This window comes from Gemmatimonadaceae bacterium (assembly GCA_016720905.1).
Taxonomy (GTDB): domain Bacteria; phylum Gemmatimonadota; class Gemmatimonadetes; order Gemmatimonadales; family Gemmatimonadaceae; genus Gemmatimonas.
On the sequence record JADKJT010000016.1, the window covers coordinates 61,998 to 84,368 of the forward strand.

General features: G+C 63.8%; 14 protein-coding genes and 1 pseudogene. 9 read left to right on the plus strand and 6 right to left on the minus strand.

Going from position 1 to position 22,371, the window contains the following annotated elements:
- Positions 1–47: 47 nt before the first annotated feature.
- Together IPP90_13650 and IPP90_13655 are read right to left on the minus strand one after the other, a co-directional pair.
- Positions 48–446, minus strand: a complete 399-nt coding sequence (locus tag IPP90_13650) for a hypothetical protein (GenBank protein ID MBL0171741.1) — start codon at positions 444–446, stop codon at positions 48–50.
- Positions 447–519: 73 nt separating this feature from the next.
- Complete coding sequence (locus IPP90_13655; GenBank protein ID MBL0171742.1) at positions 520–2,889, minus strand: hypothetical protein; 2,370 nt, start codon at positions 2,887–2,889, stop codon at positions 520–522.
- 111 nt (positions 2,890–3,000) lie between these two features.
- Between IPP90_13655 and IPP90_13660 the strand changes: the two genes are divergently transcribed.
- Positions 3,001–6,828: a CocE/NonD family hydrolase gene (locus IPP90_13660; protein ID MBL0171743.1), complete on the plus strand. Its 3,828-nt coding sequence runs from the start codon at positions 3,001–3,003 to the stop codon at positions 6,826–6,828.
- Between the two features lie 14 nt (positions 6,829–6,842).
- Here the strand turns inward: IPP90_13660 and IPP90_13665 are convergent, their stop codons facing one another.
- Positions 6,843–8,228, minus strand: a complete 1,386-nt coding sequence (locus IPP90_13665) for an amino acid permease (protein MBL0171744.1) — start codon at positions 8,226–8,228, stop codon at positions 6,843–6,845.
- A gap of 92 nt (positions 8,229–8,320) precedes the next feature.
- Between IPP90_13665 and IPP90_13670 the strand changes: the two genes are divergently transcribed.
- The 8 genes and pseudogenes from IPP90_13670 (at position 8,321) to IPP90_13705 (ending at position 16,307) form a co-directional block, all read left to right on the plus strand.
- A complete protein-coding gene (locus IPP90_13670; GenBank protein ID MBL0171745.1) occupies positions 8,321–9,649 on the plus strand; it encodes an aminotransferase class III-fold pyridoxal phosphate-dependent enzyme in 1,329 nt (442 codons plus the stop codon).
- A 7-nt stretch (positions 9,650–9,656) separates the two neighbouring features.
- Positions 9,657–10,505, plus strand: a complete 849-nt coding sequence (locus IPP90_13675) for a CoA transferase subunit A (GenBank protein ID MBL0171746.1) — start codon at positions 9,657–9,659, stop codon at positions 10,503–10,505.
- Positions 10,502–11,251 carry a CoA-transferase subunit beta gene (locus tag IPP90_13680; protein MBL0171747.1) on the plus strand — a complete coding sequence of 250 codons (750 nt, stop codon included), beginning with the start codon at positions 10,502–10,504 and terminating at the stop codon, positions 11,249–11,251. The genes IPP90_13675 and IPP90_13680 overlap by 4 nt, the downstream gene beginning before the upstream one ends.
- A gap of 117 nt (positions 11,252–11,368) precedes the next feature.
- Positions 11,369–12,636: pseudogene (locus IPP90_13685) on the plus strand (aminotransferase class III-fold pyridoxal phosphate-dependent enzyme).
- A gap of 129 nt (positions 12,637–12,765) precedes the next feature.
- A complete protein-coding gene (locus IPP90_13690; GenBank protein ID MBL0171748.1) occupies positions 12,766–14,826 on the plus strand; it encodes an FAD-dependent oxidoreductase in 2,061 nt (686 codons plus the stop codon).
- Between the two features lie 99 nt (positions 14,827–14,925).
- Positions 14,926–15,168 (plus strand): type II toxin-antitoxin system prevent-host-death family antitoxin, encoded by a 243-nt coding sequence (locus IPP90_13695; protein ID MBL0171749.1) that lies wholly within the window; start codon positions 14,926–14,928, stop codon positions 15,166–15,168.
- Positions 15,165–15,536, plus strand: a complete 372-nt coding sequence (locus IPP90_13700; protein ID MBL0171750.1) for a type II toxin-antitoxin system VapC family toxin — start codon at positions 15,165–15,167, stop codon at positions 15,534–15,536. Before IPP90_13695 ends, IPP90_13700 begins: the two co-directional genes overlap by 4 nt.
- Before the next feature lie 54 nt (positions 15,537–15,590).
- Entirely contained in the window at positions 15,591–16,307 is a 717-nt protein-coding gene (locus IPP90_13705; GenBank protein MBL0171751.1) for a hypothetical protein, read from the plus strand.
- A 57-nt stretch (positions 16,308–16,364) separates the two neighbouring features.
- On the opposite strand, the gene IPP90_13710 is transcribed toward IPP90_13705, so the two are convergent.
- Genes IPP90_13710 through IPP90_13720 form a run of 3 tightly spaced genes read right to left on the minus strand, consistent with a single transcriptional unit; the run spans position 16,365 to position 22,227 of the window.
- Positions 16,365–17,912, minus strand: coding sequence for an amidohydrolase family protein (locus IPP90_13710; GenBank protein ID MBL0171752.1), 1,548 nt, complete (start codon positions 17,910–17,912; stop codon positions 16,365–16,367).
- A gap of 10 nt (positions 17,913–17,922) precedes the next feature.
- Positions 17,923–20,112 (minus strand): M28 family metallopeptidase, encoded by a 2,190-nt coding sequence (locus IPP90_13715; protein ID MBL0171753.1) that lies wholly within the window; start codon positions 20,110–20,112, stop codon positions 17,923–17,925.
- 3 nt (positions 20,113–20,115) lie between these two features.
- A complete protein-coding gene (locus tag IPP90_13720; protein ID MBL0171754.1) occupies positions 20,116–22,227 on the minus strand; it encodes a S9 family peptidase in 2,112 nt (703 codons plus the stop codon).
- Positions 22,228–22,371: the final 144 nt, after the last annotated feature.

The window sequence follows — 22,371 nt, forward strand, 5'->3', positions numbered from 1 at the left end:
CGCACTTTGCGACCTTCGCGGTTCAGAATTGTTACCGATCTACCGTCCTAGCGGCCAGGTGGCACCACTCCCGATCCGTACTCCGTTTCCACGTTCTCGAAATACAATCCGCGAAACTGCCCCGGCTTGAGCGTTGGCAGTGTCAACTCGAAGCGGTACGCGCGGTCGGGCTCAAGCAGCGACACATCGGCGTAGAACCCCACAAACGTGCTGCGCACCACGCGTACCGCCGTGTACGCTTTGCGGAACTCCACCGGCTTGCCGTCTATCAGCAGTCGCGCCTCCCACGTGTCGTTGGCGTCGCTGAACGGTGCGAACAACAGGAGTCGCTCCGGCGCCAGCCAGGTGGTGCGGTAGTCGTCCGACGTCCACGGGATCGGCCAGGCGGCCTGCCGGGCGCGCAACTGGTCGAAGACGCGTTTGGGAATCGTGAATGTCCCGCTCACGCGCCCACCGGTGTTTGTCGAATCAAAAGAGACCACGGGTTGCATCTGCCGAAACTCAGTGCCATAAAACCTGCTATTGACCCCCACCACGTTGCCAGGTCGACTGGCGAATGCCAGCGTCAATGCCGTTCACCGTCACACCAGTCACGACAGATCGCGGTGGCAGCTTCACTGACATTCGAGCAATCGTGCCGATTTCACCGGACGCATTGCTGATAGCCACCACGCCGTTGGTGAATGTGGCTGAACCAGTTGCCCCGAAGACCATAGGCTCCTGAACGGCAGCGGGCGCTGGCATCACCGCAAGCACCAGCGCGGAGCCGCCGTCAAGCGTCACGCTGGCGGTGTCGCCGCGATTCCAGAAGCCCTCCCCGGGTTTGCCCACGCGCCGACCTTCCAGCGGATACACTTCTCGCAACACATAGCGTGCGCCGGTCGTCAGCCCGATCGACGCGTCGAGCGCAACATCGGCAGAGAGGCGACGCGCATCCGGGTTGAAGAGGAAGATGAACCCGCGATCGCCAACGATGGCCGACGTTCCATCAATCTTTCCCAACGACGGCTGTCCGAGAATGGTCCGCGTGTGCCGCAGCAATTCCTTGTTGGTGGCGGTCCACTGCAGCCAACCGCGCAACCACGCGCGGTCCTTTTCGCTGAAGGCGGCATACTCCGCCGAATCCCGGGCGGGCAGCATGTTGAGCACGTTGTTCCATCCGGCCACGGCAATGGACGACAGCACCGAGTAGCGCCAACCCAGATAGTCCCAGTCGCGCGCACGATACGACGTGAGCACGATGCCGCGATCGCTCGTCTTCTGCGACGGCATGTCATCGCGGTCGTCCGAGCGCGACGTCTGGTGCGTGATGAACCCCGGCACGAGTTCGCTGGGCGTGAACTCGTAGTTGCGGTAGCGGTACGCCGTGTAGCGCTCGCGGTTGGCCGACACGCGATCGAAATGCAGGTCGGGATACGGCGTGAAGCTCTCCGGCTGCTCGTCGTTGAACGTGGGGTGCGGATAGCTGCCCGCCAGCCAGCTCCACGGCCCGTACTGGTGATAGGCCTGCCGTCCGTCAATCACGATATCCGGAATGCGACGCCGCAGCTCCTCCATCACCCGGCGCCAGCCGTACCACTGCGCGTAGCGGCTGGAACCCTCGTAGGTAAGGAATGTGTGATCGAATGCATAACCACCGATCCCGGTGCGATCATGAAACGCCACCAGTTCCTCAATCAGCCAGTCCTGCAGCGCGCGACTGCCAAGGCTGGCCGCTTGTTTCGCGGAATTGTTGCGCGCCGGCACCAGCCACTCGGGGTTCTGCGCAAACGGCAGCACCGGATACACGTAGGCCAGCAGCTTGAGCTGCTTGCTGCGTCCATAGTCCACCATCTCCTGCACACTGGGCGGTATGGCACTTGTGCGCGGGTTCCATTCGTTGCGACGGATCTTCTGACCGAGACCCAGCCACAGCACATGCTCCCAACTCCAGTCGTCCACGCTTTCTTCCCGACGCGACAACACCGAATTGGACGGCGCGTACAGCACATACTGCGCGCCCGAAGCCGCGGCCTGATCAAACACCCGGCGATATTCGGCGCGCCCCGCCGGGGTCCCGGCGTCAATCTGGTAATCGTTCACGCACCAGCCGACGAACACGTTCAGGGGGTCTCTGGGTTCGTACAGCAACAATGAGCGCACCATGCCGGTGAACCCCGCGATTTCCGCCTCATCAAGACCCTGTGCCGCGTCGCCCGACGAGCGCCACTCGGGAATCATGTGGGCCGGGAGCCGCTTCCCGGAAAGTCGCACTGGCGCCATCAGACCTCGATCTGATGTGAACGTTCCGTAGGCCGCCCTCCACTCCATATCGGGCGCGTAGCGCAGGGACGCCACGCGTCCGTCCAGCGTGAATGTCAGGAACGGATTCTGGGCAATGAGCAGCAGCGAGTGGTTGTCGGAAAAACGGAGCGCGGCCCCGTAGTCCAGCGTACCGAGGCTTGGACGGACGCTGGTTGGCTTGAAGATATCGCGGGGCGCGTCGGCAAGCGTTTCGCGAAACACCGTGATGTCGTCCACGCGGAACGACTTGGCGACCAGCGAGACGACGCCGATCTGCTTGCTGACAAAACTCCAACCGGGCTTCAGCTCATAGGTGACATCGAACGCATAGGTGTCAGCGCTGAAGTGATAGATGACCGTCGTGCCACTTGTGCGCTTGCTAGGCACGGGGAGCGCTGCGCTCAGGAAGACCTGACTGCCCAGCGTGATTGCGAACTCGTCGGCCCGGAATCGGTGCGTTCGACTGGTCGTCAGATCGCGAAGCGCGGTAAGGCCGCGCGGTCCGAACTCAGCGCGCAGGTGGCTGTTCGTCAGCGTCTGAGCGTCGGCCACGCCGGACCCGACGAGCAACGCGAAGGTGAGCAAGGCGAGCCGGGAAATGATCATCATGGAAACTACGGCGCCCTTCCGGACCTGCCTAGCCACTGATATCTCTGGTGCGCAGGGCACGCCAATGTCTGACCGCCGTTCCAACGCGTTCCTCGGAGAGCCGCCGTCGTGAAAGCGCATTCGCTTCTGGTCTTCCTGCTGCTGGCGAACTCGGAAAGCGCGCGCGCGCAGTCGGTATCGCCGCCCGTGACGGTTCTGGTGGAGAAGAACCTCGCGGCCACCATGCGCGATGGTGTGGTCCTTCGCGCCGATGTCTACCGCCCGGATACGCCCGGACGGCACTCGGCCTTGCTCCAGCGCACACCGTACTCCAAGAATCCGACACAGGAGAATCCCGCCTACCGCCGTCTGGCAGAAGCGGGCTTCGTGGTGGTCGTGCAGGACACGCGCGGCCGGTACATGTCCGATGGCGTAGCCGTTCCGCACGACGAAGGCGCGGACGGGTACGACACGGTTGAGTGGGTGGCCGCACTACCCTACGTGAACGGGCGTGTTGGCATGTTCGGTGGCAGCTATAGTGCCACCACACAATTGCTGGCGGCACCGCTGCGTCCACCGCATCTGGCGGCACTGTTTCCCTCGGCGTCGTATGCCAGCCGGTATGACATGGTGTTCCAGGGCGGGGCATTCTATCTGGCCGATGGGCTGGGATGGAATCTCGGGCAGGCGGTGGACGCGCGTCGGCGCGCACTGCAGCCCACGGTGAGTCGCGACGGTGAGATTGGACTTACGTCGGATCAGCGCCGTGAATTCCAGGATGACTGGATCTGGCGCTTGCCGATGAACGCCATGTCGGTGCTCGATGTGCGACGCTATTCGCCGGGCTATTTCGACATGCTCGCCCATCCATCGTTCGATGCCTTCTGGTCCACCTTCGATGTGGCCGCGCGGCACTCGAAGTTCGAGGTGCCGGCGTACCACCTCACCGGGTGGTATGACGCGTTGCTCAATGGCACATTGCACAACTTCAGCGGCCTGCGGGCCAATGCGGCCACTCCGCGCGCGCGCCGGAATCAACGCCTCATCGTCGGACCGTGGACGCACGCCCGTCCCAACGCGGGCACGAATGCGATTGGCGACGTGTCGTTCGGGCCCGATGCGGGATTTGATTCGCAAGGGCTGATGATTCGTTGGTTCCGGCATTGGCTGAATGACAGCAGTGGCGTGGATTTCCCTGGGGCGCCGGTACGCCTCTTCGTGATGGGCGAGAATCGGTGGCGCGATGAGCAGGAGTGGCCGTTGGCGCGCGCGCGAGAGACGTCGTTTCATCTGGCCAGTGGCGGCACGGCCAATGCGCTGGACGGCAACGGGCGCCTGTCGGGTGGCCGTCCACTCGCCAGCGCGAAGGCCGATTCGTTCACCTACAACCCCGCCGCGCCGGTGCCCAGCGGCAGTTCAGGCGCCTACTCGCGCGCACCGCTCGACCAGCGCGCCACGGAGCAACGACGCGATGTGCTGGTTTACACTAGCGAGGTCATGGAGGCACCTCTCGAGGTGACTGGACCCGTCCGCCTGGTGCTCTGGGCATCGTCGTCGCGGCGTGACACCGATTTCACGGCAAAGCTTGTTGATGTCTTCCCGGACGGAACGGCTCGCGCCCTCACCGATGGCATCATTCGTGCGCGCTACCGCGCGAGTCGTACGACGCCGACGTTGCTCACGCCGGGGCGCGCCGAGGAGTTTGTGGTCGAAGCCGGTGCGACCAGCAACGTGTTCCTGCCGGGACATCGCATCCGGCTTGAAGTCTCCAGCAGCAATTTCCCGCGTTTCGATCGCAATCCGAATACGGGGGGTACGTTCGCCGCGGATACCACGCTACTGCCGGCGCAGCAGACCGTATTGCACGATGCGGCGCATCCCTCGCGACTTGTCCTCCCTGTAGTCCCGCGCGCCGTGGATCGGGCACCTCTCGGGTATACGCGCACGTCGGGTACGACCGAACGCGCGTTGGAGCAGCGATTTCGCGCCGCCGTATCCGCCGATTCGATTTCGGCACTGCACCGCCCACTCTCGCAACGACCGCATCCTGCCGGGTCGCCCGGCGGCGTCGAGGTGGCCGCGTATCTGGTGAAGACGTTGACGTCGTTCGGTCTGGAGGTGGAGACGCGCGACTACATGGCCTGGCTGTCGCAACCGCGATCGGAACAGTTGACGATGACGGCTCCGACCCGTCGCGAACTGTCGCTGCGCGAACCGCCGATTGCCGAAGATCCGACGTCGAATCATCCCGAACTGCGCGAAGCCTACATCGCGTATTCAGCCTCCGGTGCGGCGGCCGGCCAGGTGGTGTACGTGAACTACGGGCTCCCGGCCGACTACGCCGCGCTCGCGCAACTGGGTGTGTCGGCGCGCGGCCACATTGTGCTGGCGCGCTACGGCAAGAGTCATCGCGCCGTCAAGGTGCACGAAGCCCAACAGGCTGGTGCGACCGCGCTGATTCTCTACAGCGATCCGGCTGACGACGGCGTGACGCGAGGCCCGGCATTTCCCGACGGGTACTGGCGCGGCGAACAGATGCCGCAGCGTGGCAATGCGAAGCTCAGTTGGTTCTTCCACGGCGATCCGCTCACGCCAGGGACAGCCGCCGTCGCCAATGCACTGCGACTCGAACCGGCCACCGCACCAACGCTGCCAAAAATTCCGGTCGTGGTGATCGGCTGGGGCGAAGCGCGGCATCTTTTGGCGGCGCTTGGCGGAACACCGGCGCCCGCGGCATTTCGCGGTGGCGTACCCGTCGAGTACCGGGTCGGCCCCGGCCCAGCAACGGTATCACTCAACGTCACGCACGACGACGGCCTGCGCCCCATTCGCAATGTAGTGGCGACCGTCCGAGGCTCCCGTCAGCCGAACCGTGTGGTGATGCTGGGTACGCACCATGACGCGTGGACTTTTGGCGGCGTCGATCCCGGAACGGGCACCGCCTCGCTGCTCGAGGTGGCACGCGTGCTGGGCACCTTGGCGAAGTCCGGATGGCGTCCAGCGCGCAGTATCTCGTTGGCGTTCTGGGATGCCGAGGAGTTCGGCCTCATTGGGTCCACCGAGTATGCGGAGGAGTTGCGCCGGCGGTTGAAGGAACAGCTCATCATGTATGTCAACACCGACATGTACATGAAAGGTCGCCTGGATCCCGGAGGCGTTCCATCGCTACGGGACTTCGTGATCGATGTCGCCGGCGATGTGCCAGCGAATGGCAACAGCGTGCTCGCCTCCTGGCGCCAATCGGCATGGGAACGTACCGCGCCTGAGCTGCGCACAGGTTCGGTGGCCGATTTCATTCCGGAGCTGAAAAATCTCGGGAGCGGTGCCGACTTCGTACCCTTTCAAGACCATCTCGGCATTCCCTCACTCTCGATGGAGTTCATTGGCGCCAACGGCTATGGTTTCGGCACCTACCATTCCAACTATGACTCACGCGCCTACGTGGAACGCATTGCCGATCCGGGCTTTGCGCAGGGCGTGACCATGGTGAGCATGCTGGGCACGCTGGCGCTTCGCATGGCCAACGCCGATGTGGTGCCGTTTCGGTTCACCCCGTATGCGCAGTCGCTGGTGAACGCATTGGGATCAACCACGCTGGGGCCGCGTGCGCGCATCGCGCTGACGGAGGCCACCCTGCTTGACGACGCCATCACGAAGGCGTTGATGCGCGGAACGCTGACGGCCGCTCGCGCAGGGCCAGTGAATGATCGACTGGCCCGGCTCGAACAACAGCTCACGGATGATGCCGGGTCGGCCGACACCAAATGGTATCGTCATGTCTTCTACGGGTGGAACATCTACTCGCTGTATGACGGCCAACCGTTTCCCGGCCTGGCCGAGGCGGAGCGCCTGCGCGACGACGCGCGCGTTGCGCATGAAAGGGCGCGCATTGCTGGCGCGCTTGAGCGCATGATTGTTGAACTCCGTGCCGCGCGAGGGCTGGCGCAAGCGCGGTAGGGGTGAGCGGTCCTTCAAAGCTTTTGAATGGAGGAATTTCGAGCGGAACTGGCCGACGCGGCCCCGCGACGCCAGTACAGATAGAACGGAATACCCGTTGCCACGATGCCGACGCCGATCAGCACCTGCGGGCCGCGCGTGGTGAGCAAGGTGGTCAGGTACCACAGCAGAATTGCCAGATACAATGCCGGCGTAAACGGATAGCCGAATACTCTGTAGGGACGCGGCAAGTCGGGCGCCGATCGACGTAACAAGAACAGGCCGATCACCGTGAGGGCCATGAACGCCTGATTGACGAATGCCGCCCAGCCCAGGATCTGTGTATACGAGCCTGCCAGCGCGAGCATAGACGCCCACACCCCCACCAGCACGATGGCGCCGGTGGGGACATGGCGTCCTTCGTGCACGCGGGCGATGGCGCGGAAGAAGAAGCCGTCACTGGCCAGCGCGTACGTGATGCGCGGGTAGTTGAGCAGTTGCGCGTTCAAGGTGCCCAGGGCCGATAACAACACCACCAGTGCCGTGGCGTCGGCCGCGCGCGGCCCGACGGCCCGAGCCATCGCGTCAGCCGCTACACGCGGTGACGTGCGCAATTCGTCAAATGGCAGCACGTAGATGAACGCGAGATTCAGCAGGAAGTAGGTGGCCAACACCACGGCCATGGCGATCATGATGGCCCGCGACAAGGTTTTGCCGGGATCGCGTACTTCGCCCGCCACGTGCGTCACGAAATAGAAACCCGAATAGGCGAATATCGACAGGATCATGGCGTCCGCAACGGAACCGCCGATTTCCGACACGCCGCGCCCTTCGGGAAGAAAGGGGACAAAGCGAGTCGCATCGCCCGCTGGCGACAGCAGGCACGCGGCGACGATTGCCGCCATCATCAACACCTTGACCATCGTGAGCACATTCTGAACGCGTCCGCTGGTGCGCAGTCCCATCACGTTCACGGTCGTCAGCACGGTGATGATCGCCACTGCCGCCAATCGCTGGGCGAACGAGTTCGCCGGAATCGCCCCGCCGAAAAAGTGCCCGGCATACAACGATGCCATTGAGGCGACCACGGCGATGTTGCCGGTGCCTTGCGCGAACAGCATCATCCAGGCGAACAAGAACGCGATGGGGGTGGCAGGATAGGCGCGCTTGAGGAAGACGTAGGTCCCTCCGGTCTCCGGCATGGCCGAGGCGAGCTCAGCGAAGGCCAGCGCACCACAGAGCGCCATCAGCCCCGTGAAGACCCAGGTGAACAACGCCAGGCCCGGGGCGCCCACTTCGCGGGCGACGCCGGCCGGCACAAGGAAGATGCTGACACCAATGGTGCCACCGACGATGAGCGACGTGGCTTCCAGCAGCCCGAGGCCTCGTTGCAGCGTGGGTGGCGAAAGCGGGATCGTCATGTTCGCCGATTCTATGCGCCCTCCGCATGGACCGCAATGCGAACGGACATTCGCGCGTGCGCATCGGCGCAGGCGCATCGTATATTCCCTGCATGTCATCGACTCGCCCTGAACGCGAGACGGTCCTGCACAGTTGGACCGTCCAATCCGCCTGGGACGCCCCCACGGTGGTGGGTGGCGAGGGGGCGTATTTCCACACGAGCGATGGTCGTTCAGTGCTGGATTTCAGCAGCCAGTCGGAGTGTTGCAATCTGGGACACCAGCACCCGCACGTGGTGGCGGCCATCAAATCACAGGCCGATCGTCTCTGTTACATCGCCAATGCATGGGGCGCCGAACCCCGCGCCGCATTGGCCGAGCTGCTGTTGGAGAAGAGCGGCTTCGAGCATGGCAGAGTGTTCTTCACGCTGGGCGGTGCCGATGCGAACGAGCACGCGGTGAAGTTTGCGCGACAGGCCACGCGGCGCCCGCGCGGTCTCGTGATCGCCCGTGACCGTTCGTATCACGGGGCAAGCTATGCCACCATGGCCCTATCGGGCGACACGCGCACGCATGCGCAGGTGGACCCGGCGCTGCACCATGTCATCCACGCCTTGCCACCGTACGCCTATCGCTGTCCGTTTGATACCACGGATGCCGACGGGTGCGGTCGTCGCGCTGCGGCGCATATTGGTGAACTGCTGGACCTCCATGGCGCCGCGAATGTGGCTGCCGTGCTCATGGAATCGGACGCCGGCACCAACGGTATTGTGGCGCCCGATTCGTTTTGGCCCGCGCTGCGCGCCACCACCCAGGCCCACAACACGCTGCTGATTGCGGATGAAGTGATGAGCGGATTCGGCCGCTGCGGCGAGTGGTTTGCCTGGCAGCGACACGGCGAGGCGGGTCGCCCGGATCTCATGACACTGGCCAAGGGGCTCACCGGAGCGCATGTGCCGCTGGGCGCAGTGGTGCTGTCGGCGGCTGTCGCCGCCACGCTTGAGCAGGAGATGTTGTACACGGGGCTTACGTACTGTGGCCACCCGCTGTGCTGTGCGGCTGGCGTCGCCGCGATGGAGGCCTATACGAACGAAGGGCTGATTGAACGGTCTCGTCGACTCGGCGCCGGTATGCTGACGGCGTTACGGGCGATGCAGTCGCGACACACGGTGATTGGCGATGTGCGCGGCGGGCACGGGCTGTTCGCGGTCGTCGAGCTGGTGGCCGATCGCGAGACGCGCGAACCACTCGCCCCATGGCCATCGGTACCGGCCGCACTGGCCGCGTTGGTTCGTGATGGCCTGGCCAGTGGTGTGTCGTTTGCGGTGCGTGGAAATCTGCTGCTGCTCGCCCCGCCGCTGGTGATCAAGGAACACGATCTCGCCGACGCGCTGGCCATGCTCGATCAGTTGCTCACCGTGCATTTCCCACCACGTTCCTGAACCTCTCATGGCCTTCATGACGTTGCGCGAGGCGATGGCTCTCCATGTGCACGACGGCATGACCGTGGCCATGGAGGGCTTTACGCATCTCATTCCATTCGCCGCAGGGCATGAACTCATCCGGCAGCGCCGTCGTGGGCTGACGCTGGTGCGCATGACTCCCGATCTCATCTACGATCAGCTCATCGGGATGGGCTGCGCCACGTCGTTGGTGTTTTCGTGGGGCGGCAATCCCGGCGTCGGCTCACTGCACCGGTTGCGCGACGCCATCGAGAAGCAATGGCCGCACGCGCTCACCATCGACGAGCACAGTCACGCCGGCATGGCCGTACGCTATTCGGCGGGCGCCAGCGGACTGCCATTTGGGATGCTGAGAGGCTACACCGGAACGGACCTGCCGGCGGCGAATCCTGCGCACATCGCGACCGTGTTGTGCCCGTTCACCGGTGACGCCCTCACGGCGCTGCCGGCCATCACGCCTGATGTCACCGTACTGCACGCCCAACAGGCCGATCGCGCAGGAAACGTGCTGCTGCGCGGCATTGTTGGAGCAAGCCGCGAGGCGGCCCTGGCCGCGAGAACGCTGGTGATCACGGTGGAACAGGTGGTGGACGAACTGGATGCGGCCATGAACGCATTCGTGATTCCGGCCTGGCAGATCGCCGCCATCGCCGAAGTGCCGGGGGGCGCATATCCGTCGTACGCGCACGGCCATTATGCGCGCGACAATGCGTTCTATCTGGCGTGGGACGAGATCGCGCGCACGCGGGACGGATTCCTCTTGTGGATGGAGCGCCACGTGCTGGGCACGGCCGACCACGCCGCATTTCTTCGCAGTGTGGGAGCGGCCGAATGAGCACGCTCCCGTATACGCCCGACGAAATGATGACCGTTGCGGCGGCGCGTCGGCTGCGAAACGGTGCCGTGTGCTTTGTGGGCATCGGGTTGCCGAGTGCGGCGTGCAATCTGGCGAGGCTCACTCATGCGCCGGATCTGGTACTGATCTACGAATCGGGCACTGTGGGCACGCGTCCTACGGTATTGCCGTTGTCGATTGGTGACGGGGAACTGGCCGAAACGGCCCGCAGCGTGATTCCGTTGCCTGAGATCTTCACGCACTATCTGCAACGCGGTCGCGTGGACGTCGGGTTTCTGGGTGCCGCGCAGATCGACCGCTTCGGCAACCTGAACAGCACGGTGATTGGTGCGTACGGTACGCCCACGGTGCGACTGCCGGGGGCGGGCGGTGCGCCGGAAATCGCCATGCATGCGCGCGAAGTATTGGTGGTGATGAAGCAAGCGAAGAAGGCGTTCGTCGAGCAACTTGATTTTCGTACCAGCGCGGGTCGCCCGCGCGCGTTGATCACCGATCTCGGCGTGTTTGAGCCTGACAGCGAGACGCGCGAACTGACGCTGTGCGCCTTGTTTGAAGGCGTGACGGTCGAAGCGGTACGCGCCGCGTGCGGATGGCCGGTTCGGGCGGTCTCTTCACTGACGACGGTCGCGCCACCAACGGACTCCGAGCTCGAGGTTCTCCGCGCCCTGCACATTCGCACACGCGAAGCCCATTCGCAGCGTATACGTATCGTCCTACCGCGCTAAACGCCTTTCAATCTGAAAACCGGGAAGTCTCCCGTCTCCATTCTCCCGTCTCCAGTCTTCAAATCGATGAACAATCCGCATATTACGACTCCGCTCCCCGGCCCCAAAGCCCTCGCCATGATCGCGCGCGACGCCGAAGTCGTGTCGCCGTCGTATCCCCGCGACTACCCGTTCGTGATGTCGCACGGCAAGGGCGCCGAAGTGTGGGACGTGGACGGCAATCGTTTCCTCGATTTCGCTGCTGGCATTGCCGTGTGCAGCACCGGTCATTCGCACCCGAAAGTGGTGGATGCCATCTGCGAAGCCGCCAAGGGATTCCTTCATATTTCAAGCGATTACTGGCATGAAGGCCAGATCCGGCTGGGCGAGCGCATTCGCGACCTCAAGCCCATGGGCGATGAACCGGTGATGAGCTTCATGTGCCAGAGCGGCACGGAGTCGGTGGAAGGCGCGCTCAAGCTGGCCCGCTATGTCACAGGGCGCAGCCGGTTCATTGGTTTCCTGGGCGGCTTTCATGGTCGCACCATGGGCTCGCTGTCGTTCACGTCCAGCAAGTACACGCAGCAGGCGGGGTTCTTTCCCACGATGCCCGGCGTGACGCACGTGCCGTATCCCAACAACTATCGCCCGCTGTTTGCCGGCGACGATCAGGGGAAGGCGGTGCTCGACTACATCGAGCATGTGCTTTTGCGCACAACGTGCCGGCCAAGGAAGTGGCGGGAATCCTGATTGAGCCCATCCAGGGCGAAGGCGGCTACGTGGTGCCGCCGTCAGGGTTCCTCGAAGGGCTGCGCGCGCTCTGCGATCGTCACGGTATCATGCTCATTTTCGACGAAGTGCAGTCGGGGATTGGACGCACCGGCAGGATGTTCGCGGCGCACCATACGGGCGTGGTGCCCGACATCATGTGCCTGGCCAAAGGCGTTGGAAGCGGCATGCCAATAGGCCTCGTGGTGGCCAAGAAGAAATGGATGGAACAGTGGAAGCGCGGGGCGCATGGCAACACATACGGCGGGAATCCGGTGTGCTGCGCGGCGGCATTGGCCACCATCGATCTGGTAGAAGGAGGGCTCATGGCCAACGCGGCAGTCGTGGGCGAGTACTTCATGCAGCGCTTGCGCGAGTGGCAGTCGCGGTGCCCGCAGATTGGGCAGGTGCGCGGGCACGGGTTGATGATTGGGATGGAACTCATCGCGGGTGCTGGCGACAAGACGCCGGCGCGGAAGGTGTGCGACGATTTGGTTACGCGTGCGTACCACAACGGGCTGATACTGCTGTCGTGCGGGGCGAGTACGGTGCGATTCATGCCGCCGCTGCTTATTACGCGGGCGGATGTGGATGAGGCGATGACGATGCTGGAGGCGAGCATGGCAGAGCTGAGCTGATTGCACCGCAAAGTTCGCGAAGTACGCGAAGAACTGCTTCAGCTAGATTCAGTTCTTCGCGTACTTCGCGAACTTTGCGGTTAAGACTTCGTGCCGTCGATAATCACGGTCCCCCCGAATGCCCCCCCCATGCCGCGCGACCCCCGCTACGACATCCTGTTCGAGCCCGTGCAAATCGGGCCCGTCACCGCGCGCAATCGCTTCTTCCAGGTGCCGCACTGCAACGGCATGGGCCACCAGATGCCCGCCGCCCATGCGGCCATGCGCGAAGCAAAGGCCGAAGGCGGCTGGGCCGTGGTGTCTACGGAGGAATGCGAGATTCACCCCAGCGGTGATGTCACACCGTATGTCGAAGCGCGGCTGTGGGACGATGCTGACATCCCCGCTCTGGCGCTCATGTGTGACCGTGTGCACGCGCACGGCGCGCTGGCGGCCGTCGAGCTCACCCACAACGGGCCCACGTCGTCCAATCTGTACTCGCGCGAAGTGGCCCTGGCACCGTCGCATCAGCCGCTGAAATACGGCTATCCGCATCAGGCGCGGGCGATGACCAAGCACGATATCCGCGAGTATCGCCGCTGGCACCGCGAGGCGGCCATTCGCGGACGAACCGCGGGATTCGATCTCATTTACGTGTACGCGGGGCACGACCTGAGTCTGGCCATGCACTTCCTCCAGCGCCGGCGCAATCAGCGCACCGACGAGTACGGCGGACCGCTGGAGAATCGCGTGCGTCTGTTTCGCGAGATCATTGAAGATACCAAAGACGCCGTGGGTGACACGTGCGGCGTGGTAGTGCGTTTTGCTGTGGAAGAAATGCTGGGCGAGGATGGCGTGACGGTAAGCGAAGCGCAGGAAGTCATCCACATGCTGGGCGAACTCCCCGATCTGTGGGATGTGAATGTGGCGGCGTGGTACAACGACTCCATTCCTTCGCGATTCGCCAAGGAGGGACATCAGGAGCCGTTCACCCATTGGGTAAAGCGCTACACCACCAAGCCCGTAGTGGGTGTGGGTCGCTTTACGTCACCCGACACCATGGTGGATCAGATTCGCCGCGGCGTGCTGGACATGATTGGCGCCGCGCGGCCAAGCATTGCCGATCCGTTCCTGCCAAAGAAGATCAAGGAAGGACGCATTGACGACATCCGCGAGTGCATCGGGTGCAATATTTGCGTGACCGGCGACATGACCATGACCCCCATTCGCTGCACGCAGAACCCGTCCATGGGCGAAGAGTGGCGAAAAGGGTGGCACCCGGAGCGCATTGCCGCGAAGAGTTCGAACGCGCGTATCCTGGTGGTAGGTGCCGGGCCTGCCGGATTGGAAGCGGCGCGTGCACTCGGCCAGCGTGGCTACGAGGTACATCTGTCCGAGACCAGTCGTGAACTGGGCGGCCGCGTGCTCACGGAAGCGCGACTGCCCGGGCTGGCCGAGTGGATGCGGGTGCGCGACTGGCGCGTGGGGCAGATTGAGAAACTGTCGAATGTCACGGTCTATCGTGAGTCGCCCATTGCGGCGCAGGACGTGCTGGATTTCGGTGCCGACCATGTGGTGCTGGCCACGGGCTGCTCGTGGCGTCGCGACGGATATGGCCGCTCGAACGGGTCGGCGATTGCCGGGTTCGGTGACCACATATTCACGCCCGACGATCTGATGGCGGGCCGAGTACCCACCGGCCACGTGGTGATCTTCGACGATGACGCGTTCTATCTGGGAAGCGTGATGGCCGAACTGCTGGTGAAGGCCGGCTGTACGGTCACGATCGTCACGCCGGAAGACACCGTTGCGTCATGGAGTTCCAATACGCTCGACTTCCGCCACATCCAGAAGCGTCTGTATGCGTTGGGTGTGCAGCAGGTGACCACGCACAACATCGTCTCGGCGGGCCCCGGTCACGTGCGCGTGCAGCACCATTGGTCAGGCGCCGAGCACGACGTCGCCTGCCACGCGATTGTGAGTGTGACGGCGCGTGTACCGAATGACGTGTTGCACGGCGAGCTGTTGGCGAGGCAGTCCGAGTGGGCGGCGGCCGGTGTGAAGTCGGCGCAGTGCATTGGGGATGCGCTGGCGCCGGGGCTCATCGCGCATGCGGTGTACGCGGGGCATCGGTACGCGCAGACGTTTGACGAGGGGCGCGAGAAGGACGTGCCGTTCAAGCGGCATTTGCCGGTGGCGCAGCTGGGCTGAGGGGGACGCGCACTTGACCAAAGTGGTCATGAAGGGGTAGTTTACGAGGGGTCAACATCCCGCCGTCAGGAGACACCTGTGCCGCGAAAGCCCAAAGTGGTGCGAGAAGCCGTCAGTCTCTACGATGCCAAGACGCACTTGTCTGCGTTGGTAGAGCGTGCGAATGCCGGTGCGGAGATTGTCATCATGAAATCGGGACGCGCACGCGCTCGGCTGGTACCGATGGACAATGAGCCTGTACTTCGCGTGCCCGGTCGCGGGAAGGGCGCCTGGCGCGTGAGCGCCGACTTCGATGCCCCATTGCCCGATGACATACTCGACGCGTTTGAAGGCGCGCCGTGAGGGTGTTGTTGGACACCCACGTGTTGATCTGGTGGGACGCCGGGCAAAAGTTGAGCGCGGCCGCGCTTGAGGCCATTCAACACGCCGACGATGTGTATGTGAGTGTCGCGTCGGCCTGGGAAATTGCGATCAAGGCGTCGCTGGGGAAGATCTCCAGCAAGCGATCGGTATCGCAGGCCACCGCCGAGTGCGGGTTTCTCGAGTTGCCTGTCACGTTCGAGCACGCGGAGCTGGTCGCGACGCTCCCCTCCATTCATCGCGATCCATTTGATCGGATGCTCGTTGGGCAGGCGATTGTTGAGGGACTCACCGTGGTCACGCGGGATCCGGCGATCAGGCAGTACCACGTGTCGGTGATTGCGGCGTAGCGCTGTTGGCAATTGGGCCAAAGGCGTTTCAAGAACGTTTCACATTCATTTGACATGCACCCAAAACTCCACCCGACAGACTGCGACTGGGTCATTGAGCGGCTGGACTGGGGGAGCTGTGATGTCGGTACGTGTATCCCCCAGGGCTTCGAACAGTACCTTCGCATCCTTCACCCAGCTCATCGCCATGCCGCCAATGGCCACGCTGTCCCGGTGCTCTGGTGTGACATTGCTTCCGCGAACGGCTGCACCATGGCAGAGGTGATGCGGCGATTTTCAGTGGGCGGTCTACCATCGGAATTCGGGTCGATCGAGAGCGAGGAGCGCGAGCACGGCGGCACCGCCATGTGGCAGCGTGCGCCGGGCATTGGGTCGTTGCCAGGCGGCTTATGCATGCGCCTTGTCAGCGTCCTGACTAAGCACACTCAAACACCAGCGAGTTCTATTCTTGGGATCTGGGATGGCTACGGTGGTGTCCTCTATCCCCCTGATGAAATTGGCATGATGGATTTACCATTCCTGCGTCGACTCTACCTGTACCAGCGTCCGCTCAGCGCGGTCATGAGGACGTTCCAATTTCATGGTTCGCGCTCCTACCGCGCCCCGAACCTCTGGTGGCCAGCCGATCGATCATGGTGTGTCGCAACAGAGATCGACTACGCATGGACATATGTCGGTGGGACGGATGCGTGCATTGCTGAGATCGCTGCCGATCGGATGTTCGAATCGTTGCCAGCTCGAATTGACGAGGGGAATTACCTGGAACGGTGAATTGGCCCGGCGGCGCGGCGTTCCGACGGTGCACTCGCAGCGGTGATCGGTCTCTGATCAGCGAATGCGCCGTGCCGGGGACAGTCCCGGTGGTGTCACTCGACGCTGGACGGACAACACGCGTATGCCGCGGAGCGAGTCGAGCGACACCGCGAGCGGATCCCCGGATAGCGCGACGGAATCACCGCCGCCCAATTCGAGCCCGCCACCTGGGGCCAACCACGCGCGGGTGAGTCCGATCAATCGCATACGCACCGCCGGCGTATCACCGCGGTCGCCAATCGCGTTGATGCCGGTCAACCCGGCTTGCATTCCCGCCATCGGCGCGCCGGGCTCGCCGAAGTAATCGGAGCCCTCCACCAGCAACGCTCCCATTCTATCGAGCCGGTCCCACGCGTAGGCCCGAGGCGCATTGGCGACACCGAGTCGTTGCTCGGCGAAAGTGGGCGACACGCCGCGCGGCGTGTTGAAGTTCGACTGCACCGAGAGCGCAACGCCCAGGCGCACCGCCCGAGCAAAATCGCCCTCGCGCGCATAGGAGAAGTGTTCGATGCGCAAGCGACCGGGCACGAGGCGTGGTCGTTCTCGCAGCACCATCTCATACGCGTCGAGGACCTCCTTCACGGCCTGATCGCCGATAGCGTGGGTGGCCACATCGAGTCCGGCATCCAGCGCGCGCCGCGCCCATTGCGCGATCTCACGCGACGTCATGCGCAACACGCCGTGGGTGTGCGGATCGTCCGCGTACGCGTGACTGAGTGCGGCACCGCGACTGCCAAAGGCGCCATCGGCGAAGAGCTTGAGGTGTGTGATGCGCACATTCGGCGACAGTCGCCGCGCTGTCGCCGACATTGCGAGTACCGACTCGGCGTACCGCGACGGCGCCGGGATCATGAGATGAATCGCAATCGGCAGTGCCCGTTGGCGATCGGCCTGAGCGAGCACCCTTGCATATCTCGCGAAGTCGGTATTCATCGCCGCCACGCCGGGAAGCGCCAGTACGCCCGCATCATACACACGGAGCACACCACGCGCGGCGAGAGCCTCGGCCCCCAGTCGCCAGGCCGTCGCGATGTCGCTGTCCGGTGGCGCGGGGATTCGCGCCACGACCGGTTCGACCGCGCGCTCGAGCAGCACACCTGTTGAAACGGACGACAGGCCGGCAGCATCGAGCGCGGCGCGATTTACCCACAGCGCATGTCCATCGGTCCGCGCGAGAGCGACCGGCACACGGCCAATCGCCGTGGAGATTGCGTTGAGCGACGGCAGCACCGACGTGCCCCACGCTTCCTGATTCCAGCCGAATCCGGTGATCCATCCAGGGCGAGAATTGCCCGCCGCCGTCGCCACGCGCTGCACCACCTCGGCTTCGGATTTCGCATTGCCAACGGACACATGGTTCAAGTCGTGGCGCTGCGCCTGCAAAAGCCACCAGCCTACGTTGAACACATGCACGTGATGATCGACAAAGGCCGGCACGACCACGCTGACCGCGCCGACGGGGCCGGCCTTGGTTCCGACTCGCGGAGCAGCGGACACCACGGACAGCGCCGCCACGCATGCGACGCCGAGTGCAACCAGTCCTACCGTGCCCGAACGTGTCATCGTTGTACGATCACGGCCGCGCCGCGCGCCGAGTCGCCGCCGCCGCCGCATCAATCCTCGCCGTCACAATCGCCAGTTGCGCCCGCGCCCGTTCCCAGTCGCCGGTGTCCACCGCCTCCTGCACGCCGGGCAGCGTCATGGCTGCGTAGGTGTACTTGGGCGCGTACAGCACATGCTTGAACCACGGCCGACCGGGAATCCCGTCGGCATTGAGCAGTGTCTGCTCCACCTCCCGCATGGCCTCGTTCATCTCGGCCAGTCTGGCAGTGCGGTTTTCCGAGGGCGGCGCGGCGAGTGTCGCCGCCAGCACGTGTTCCAGTGCCTGCGCTGCGGCGCTCCATCGTACGCGCGCCGCCCGCACCGCGGTGAAGTCAAGCTTGGATTTCACCGCAGGCTGCGCCGCGAGCGCCGCTATGAACCCACCAGCCCGTTGCGCATAGATCGCGAAGTCGTGCGGATAGTGCTCGGCGTTCGCCAGCCGCAACGCCATACGGCCCCACACTTCGGCCATCGTGGTCATGTACTTGAAGCCCGGGTCGCCGAAGTGGGTCATCCAGTAGTAGTCGTCGTAGGCGGAGTGATACACGCCGTACGGTCCGTTGAAACTCATCTCGATGACGGGCAACCCCAGAAAATTCAGGAACACGGTGTAGTCGGATCCTGATCCCAGCGCGTTTCCGGGATAGTCGATGGGTCGCCGCGCGGAGGTAGCGCGTGTGGCGCCGCCGCCAATATTCGCCTCGGTCTTTTCCGAGCGCAGTGCACGACCCCAGGCATCGAGCACCGAACCCGACGCGACCGGATCTTTCACATCACGCACACTCTGCGCGACCAGTGGATTGAGACTTGCAATCGCCCCCGCGCCAAAATCCGAGCCGCTGGTGGAACCATCCACGTTGAGATAGGCGATGGCGTTTTGGCGCAGATCGTCGGCAAACTGTTCGCCCCACTCGGTGGACCCTGTCAGGTGCCACTCTTCCGCATCCCAACTGGCGAACACGATGGTGCGCTTGGGTCGCTGACCGGCCTTGGCCTGTGCGCCCAGCACGCGGGCGAGTTCCATTTGCGTGGCCGTGCCCGACGACGGATCGACCGCGCCGTACACCCACGCGTCGCGATGATTGCCGAGTACCACGTACTTGTCCGGTTCGTCGGTGCCGGTGATACGGCCTTCCACCACCCAGATGGGGCGTGTGGCGTCGTCCATGTCCACTTTCACGCGCACCGTGGCCGGTCCTGCACCAACACGGTAGGGGAATCCCAACGCGCCTTGCCATGACGCTGGTGCCGTCGGTCCGCCCAGCGCCTGTAACAGAGGCCGCGCATCGCGATACGACATGGGCACCATCATGATTTTCGGGATCGACAGCGCGTCGGCTTCCTTAATGCGTGGTGCACCCGGCAATGACGCGTATCCCGGCGTGAGCGGATCACCGGCCACCATGAAGTCGTAGGTGAGCGCGCCACGCTGAATGTGACTTTCCGGACCCCACGGGCCATCGGGAAACGTCCTGCCTTTCTTGAACCCGTCTTCGGCGGGATCGGAGTAAATGAGCAACGCCTTGATGCCGCGTTTTTCGGCGGTGAGTGCCTTGAAGCCGCGATAGCTGTACGGCACCGAGTAGCGCACCAGGGCGATTTTGCCGGCAAGGTTCACACCGTGCTGTTCCAGCCAATCGTAGTCGGACGGATTGCCACTGGAGGCGTACATGAGTTCACCGGTGATGTCGCCGGACGCACTCATGCCCAGATAGGTGATGCCCGCATCCTTCGCCGAATGCGGGTCTTGGGCGTACGCGTCTTCCTTGAGTGACGCGCGGTACACAGTAGGCGCGGTCATCGTAACGCTCACTTCGCGCGGCCATGGCAGCAGCACGTCGTACCGGTGCAGGGTCACATGGTCGAGGCCCCACGCGCGATACTTGTCGGCAATGAAGTCGGCCAGCTCCTTGTTGCGCACCGAGCCGGCCGGGTGTGGCTCGTCGGTGAGGTACCGGAAGTACTCACCCGTGGAATCGCGGCTGAGGGCACGCGCGAGCGCTGTTTCAATGGTGCGTTCGCGACCGGCGGCCGCAGCGGAGAAGCCTCGTAGGGAGTCCACTCGCGCTGCCGTGCGTTTGGGTGCCGACTGACTGAACGCGCTGGCGTGAATCAGTGCGCAAAGAGTTCCAAGGGCGACCAGGCGAGTTGGTGCGCGCATGACTTACTGCCGGGGTGCGGTGAGATACTGCTTGAACCACCCCTGCATTTCCTTCCACCACACCTGCGCGTTGGCCGGTTTGAGAATCCAGTGACCTTCGTCGGGAAATTCCACGAACCGACTGGGCACACCCTGACGCTGGAGCGCGGTGAACATGGCCACGCCTTCCGTGAACGGCACGCGAAAGTCCTTTTCGCCGTGCAGCACGAGTGTGGGTGTGCGGAACTTCCCGGCTGACAGGTGCGGAGACCAGCGACGATACTGCGTATTCAGCGCGTTGGCGTCCCACATGGGTCCACCAAACTCCCAGTCGGTGAACCACAATTCTTCGGTGGCACCACTCATGTGCTCCAGATTGTACACGCCGGCATGCGTGGCCAACGCCTTGAATCGCTGATTGTGTCCGGCAATCCAGTTCACCATGTAGCCGCCAAATGAACCGTCGGCGGCGCCCAGGCGTGTGGAGTCCATCCATTTGTTGTTAGCCAGTGCGGCGTCGAGCCCGTTCATGAGATCGGTGTAGACCTTGCCACCCCAGTCTTTCGACACACCGTCTACAAACGCCTGGCCATATCCCGTGCTGCCGCGCGGATTGATCGCAATTACCGCGACGCCCGTTGCGGCAAAGAGTTCGAAACTCCAGCGCGATCCCCAGTTGTCCAGCCACGCGCCCTGCGGACCACCGTGAATGAGCAACAGCACCGGCCACTTCTTCGCGGGGTCGAAACCCGGCGGCTTCACCACGAATCCGTGGACGCTCGCCCCGCCAGCACCGGTGAAACGATAGTCTTCTGCCGCCGGCAGATCGAGCTGGGCCACCAGCGCATCGTTCTCGTGAGACACGGCGCGTTCGCCAACCACCGAAGTGTTGGAGAGTTGTCCGGCATGAATCTCCGGCGGCAGATGAATGGCGTCGCGCACAAACGCGATCGTGCGCAAACCATCGGCACCGGCGGCCGTCGCAAAGGTGAACGCACTGGAATTGTGCTCACCTACCAACCGGATGGGCGGTGACGCCGCGCTGGCCGCGATTCCCACCGCGCCAGATGGCACCTTCGATCCAAAGGCCGCCGGAATGCCGGCCTGGAAGAGTTTGGTGCGGCCCGCGTCACTCGTTTCAATGAGCACGGTGTGCGCATCAACAAATTGCACCGCGTCAGCGTTGCGATCCCAGTTTGGCAGCAAGTCCGCGGTGGCACCAGTCGTGCGATTGCGCAGCATGAGACGCCAGCGATCGGCTTCGAATCCGGCGCGTCGCTGCGAGGCGTAGGCGATGTACTTGCCATCAGGCGAATACACCGGATTCTGGTCGGCTCCCTTGTTGGCCTGCGTGATCACGGTGAGGGCGCCGCCGTCGGCGGGCACCGTGTACACGTTCAGGTCGGTCACCCAGGCTTCATTCGCCGTCTCGGCTTTCGCCGTGAAGGCAATCTCGCGTCCATCGTGCGACCAGTTGTAGGCCTCGGGTCCGCCAAATGGGGCTGGCGGCACTTCCAGTCGCACCCCGGGCATGAGATCGCGCGCTTTGCCGCCTTCACTCGACACGACAAAGAGATGTGACCGCGACCCGTCGTCCCACGTGTCCCAATGCCGGTACATCAAACGGTCGGCGGTGCGCGCCTTGGATGGATTCGACTCGGCCTTCTTGGCGGAATCGGCGTTGCAGGCATCGGTGGTGCACGATGGGTACACCCGGGACGTGAAGAGCAGACGGGTGCCGTCGGGCGACCACTTGGCACCCGTAACACCGCCCCAGAGCTGCACGATGGATCGACGCGCATGCCCCTCGGCATCGGTCACCCAGAGCGCGCCGCGCGCGATGAAGGCCACGCGTTTGCCGTCAGGCGACCAGCGCGCCTCGCTGGCGGCTGTCGAGTCGTCGGGGAAGACACGAGGCGTTCCGCCGGTCGCAGTGATGGCGTAAGTGCGCCCGGCTCGGCGGTTGGCGGCCAGATCGGTCGTCCGCACTGAGTAGAGGATCGTCCGGCCGTCCGGCGACAGCTGGGGATCTCCGGCCACGCGAACGGCGGAAAGATCGGCGAAGGTCATGGCGCGCTTTTGCGCCTGGGCGGACAGCGGGAGCAATACCAGCGCGAGCAGCAGCGAACGACGCATAACGTCCTCGTGAGAGCGGTGAATGGCGGAACTCTGCACGCATTGTGGTACTCGTCAATAGGGGGCCGAGTCTAAAGGTCCAGCGCGCCTGAAAAAGCACACATTGAACCGCAGAGGACGCAGGGGCCGCAGGGGACTATTGTG

Excerpts from the sequence above, each read along its gene's own strand:
- IPP90_13655 (MBL0171742.1), bottom strand. The coding sequence starts at position 2,889 with ATGATCATTTCCCGGCTCGCCTTGCTCACCTTCGCGTTGCTCGTCGGG.
- IPP90_13665 (MBL0171744.1), bottom strand. The coding sequence starts at position 8,228 with ATGACGATCCCGCTTTCGCCACCCACGCTGCAACGAGGCCTCGGGCTG.
- IPP90_13670 (MBL0171745.1), top strand. The coding sequence starts at position 8,321 with ATGTCATCGACTCGCCCTGAACGCGAGACGGTCCTGCACAGTTGGACC.
- IPP90_13675 (MBL0171746.1), top strand. The coding sequence starts at position 9,657 with ATGGCCTTCATGACGTTGCGCGAGGCGATGGCTCTCCATGTGCACGAC.
- IPP90_13680 (MBL0171747.1), top strand. The coding sequence starts at position 10,502 with ATGAGCACGCTCCCGTATACGCCCGACGAAATGATGACCGTTGCGGCG.
- IPP90_13690 (MBL0171748.1), top strand. The coding sequence starts at position 12,766 with ATGCCGCGCGACCCCCGCTACGACATCCTGTTCGAGCCCGTGCAAATC.
- IPP90_13705 (MBL0171751.1), top strand. The coding sequence starts at position 15,591 with ATGCACCCAAAACTCCACCCGACAGACTGCGACTGGGTCATTGAGCGG.
- IPP90_13710 (MBL0171752.1), bottom strand. The coding sequence starts at position 17,912 with ATGACACGTTCGGGCACGGTAGGACTGGTTGCACTCGGCGTCGCATGC.
- IPP90_13715 (MBL0171753.1), bottom strand. The coding sequence starts at position 20,112 with ATGCGCGCACCAACTCGCCTGGTCGCCCTTGGAACTCTTTGCGCACTG.
- IPP90_13720 (MBL0171754.1), bottom strand. The coding sequence starts at position 22,227 with ATGCGTCGTTCGCTGCTGCTCGCGCTGGTATTGCTCCCGCTGTCCGCC.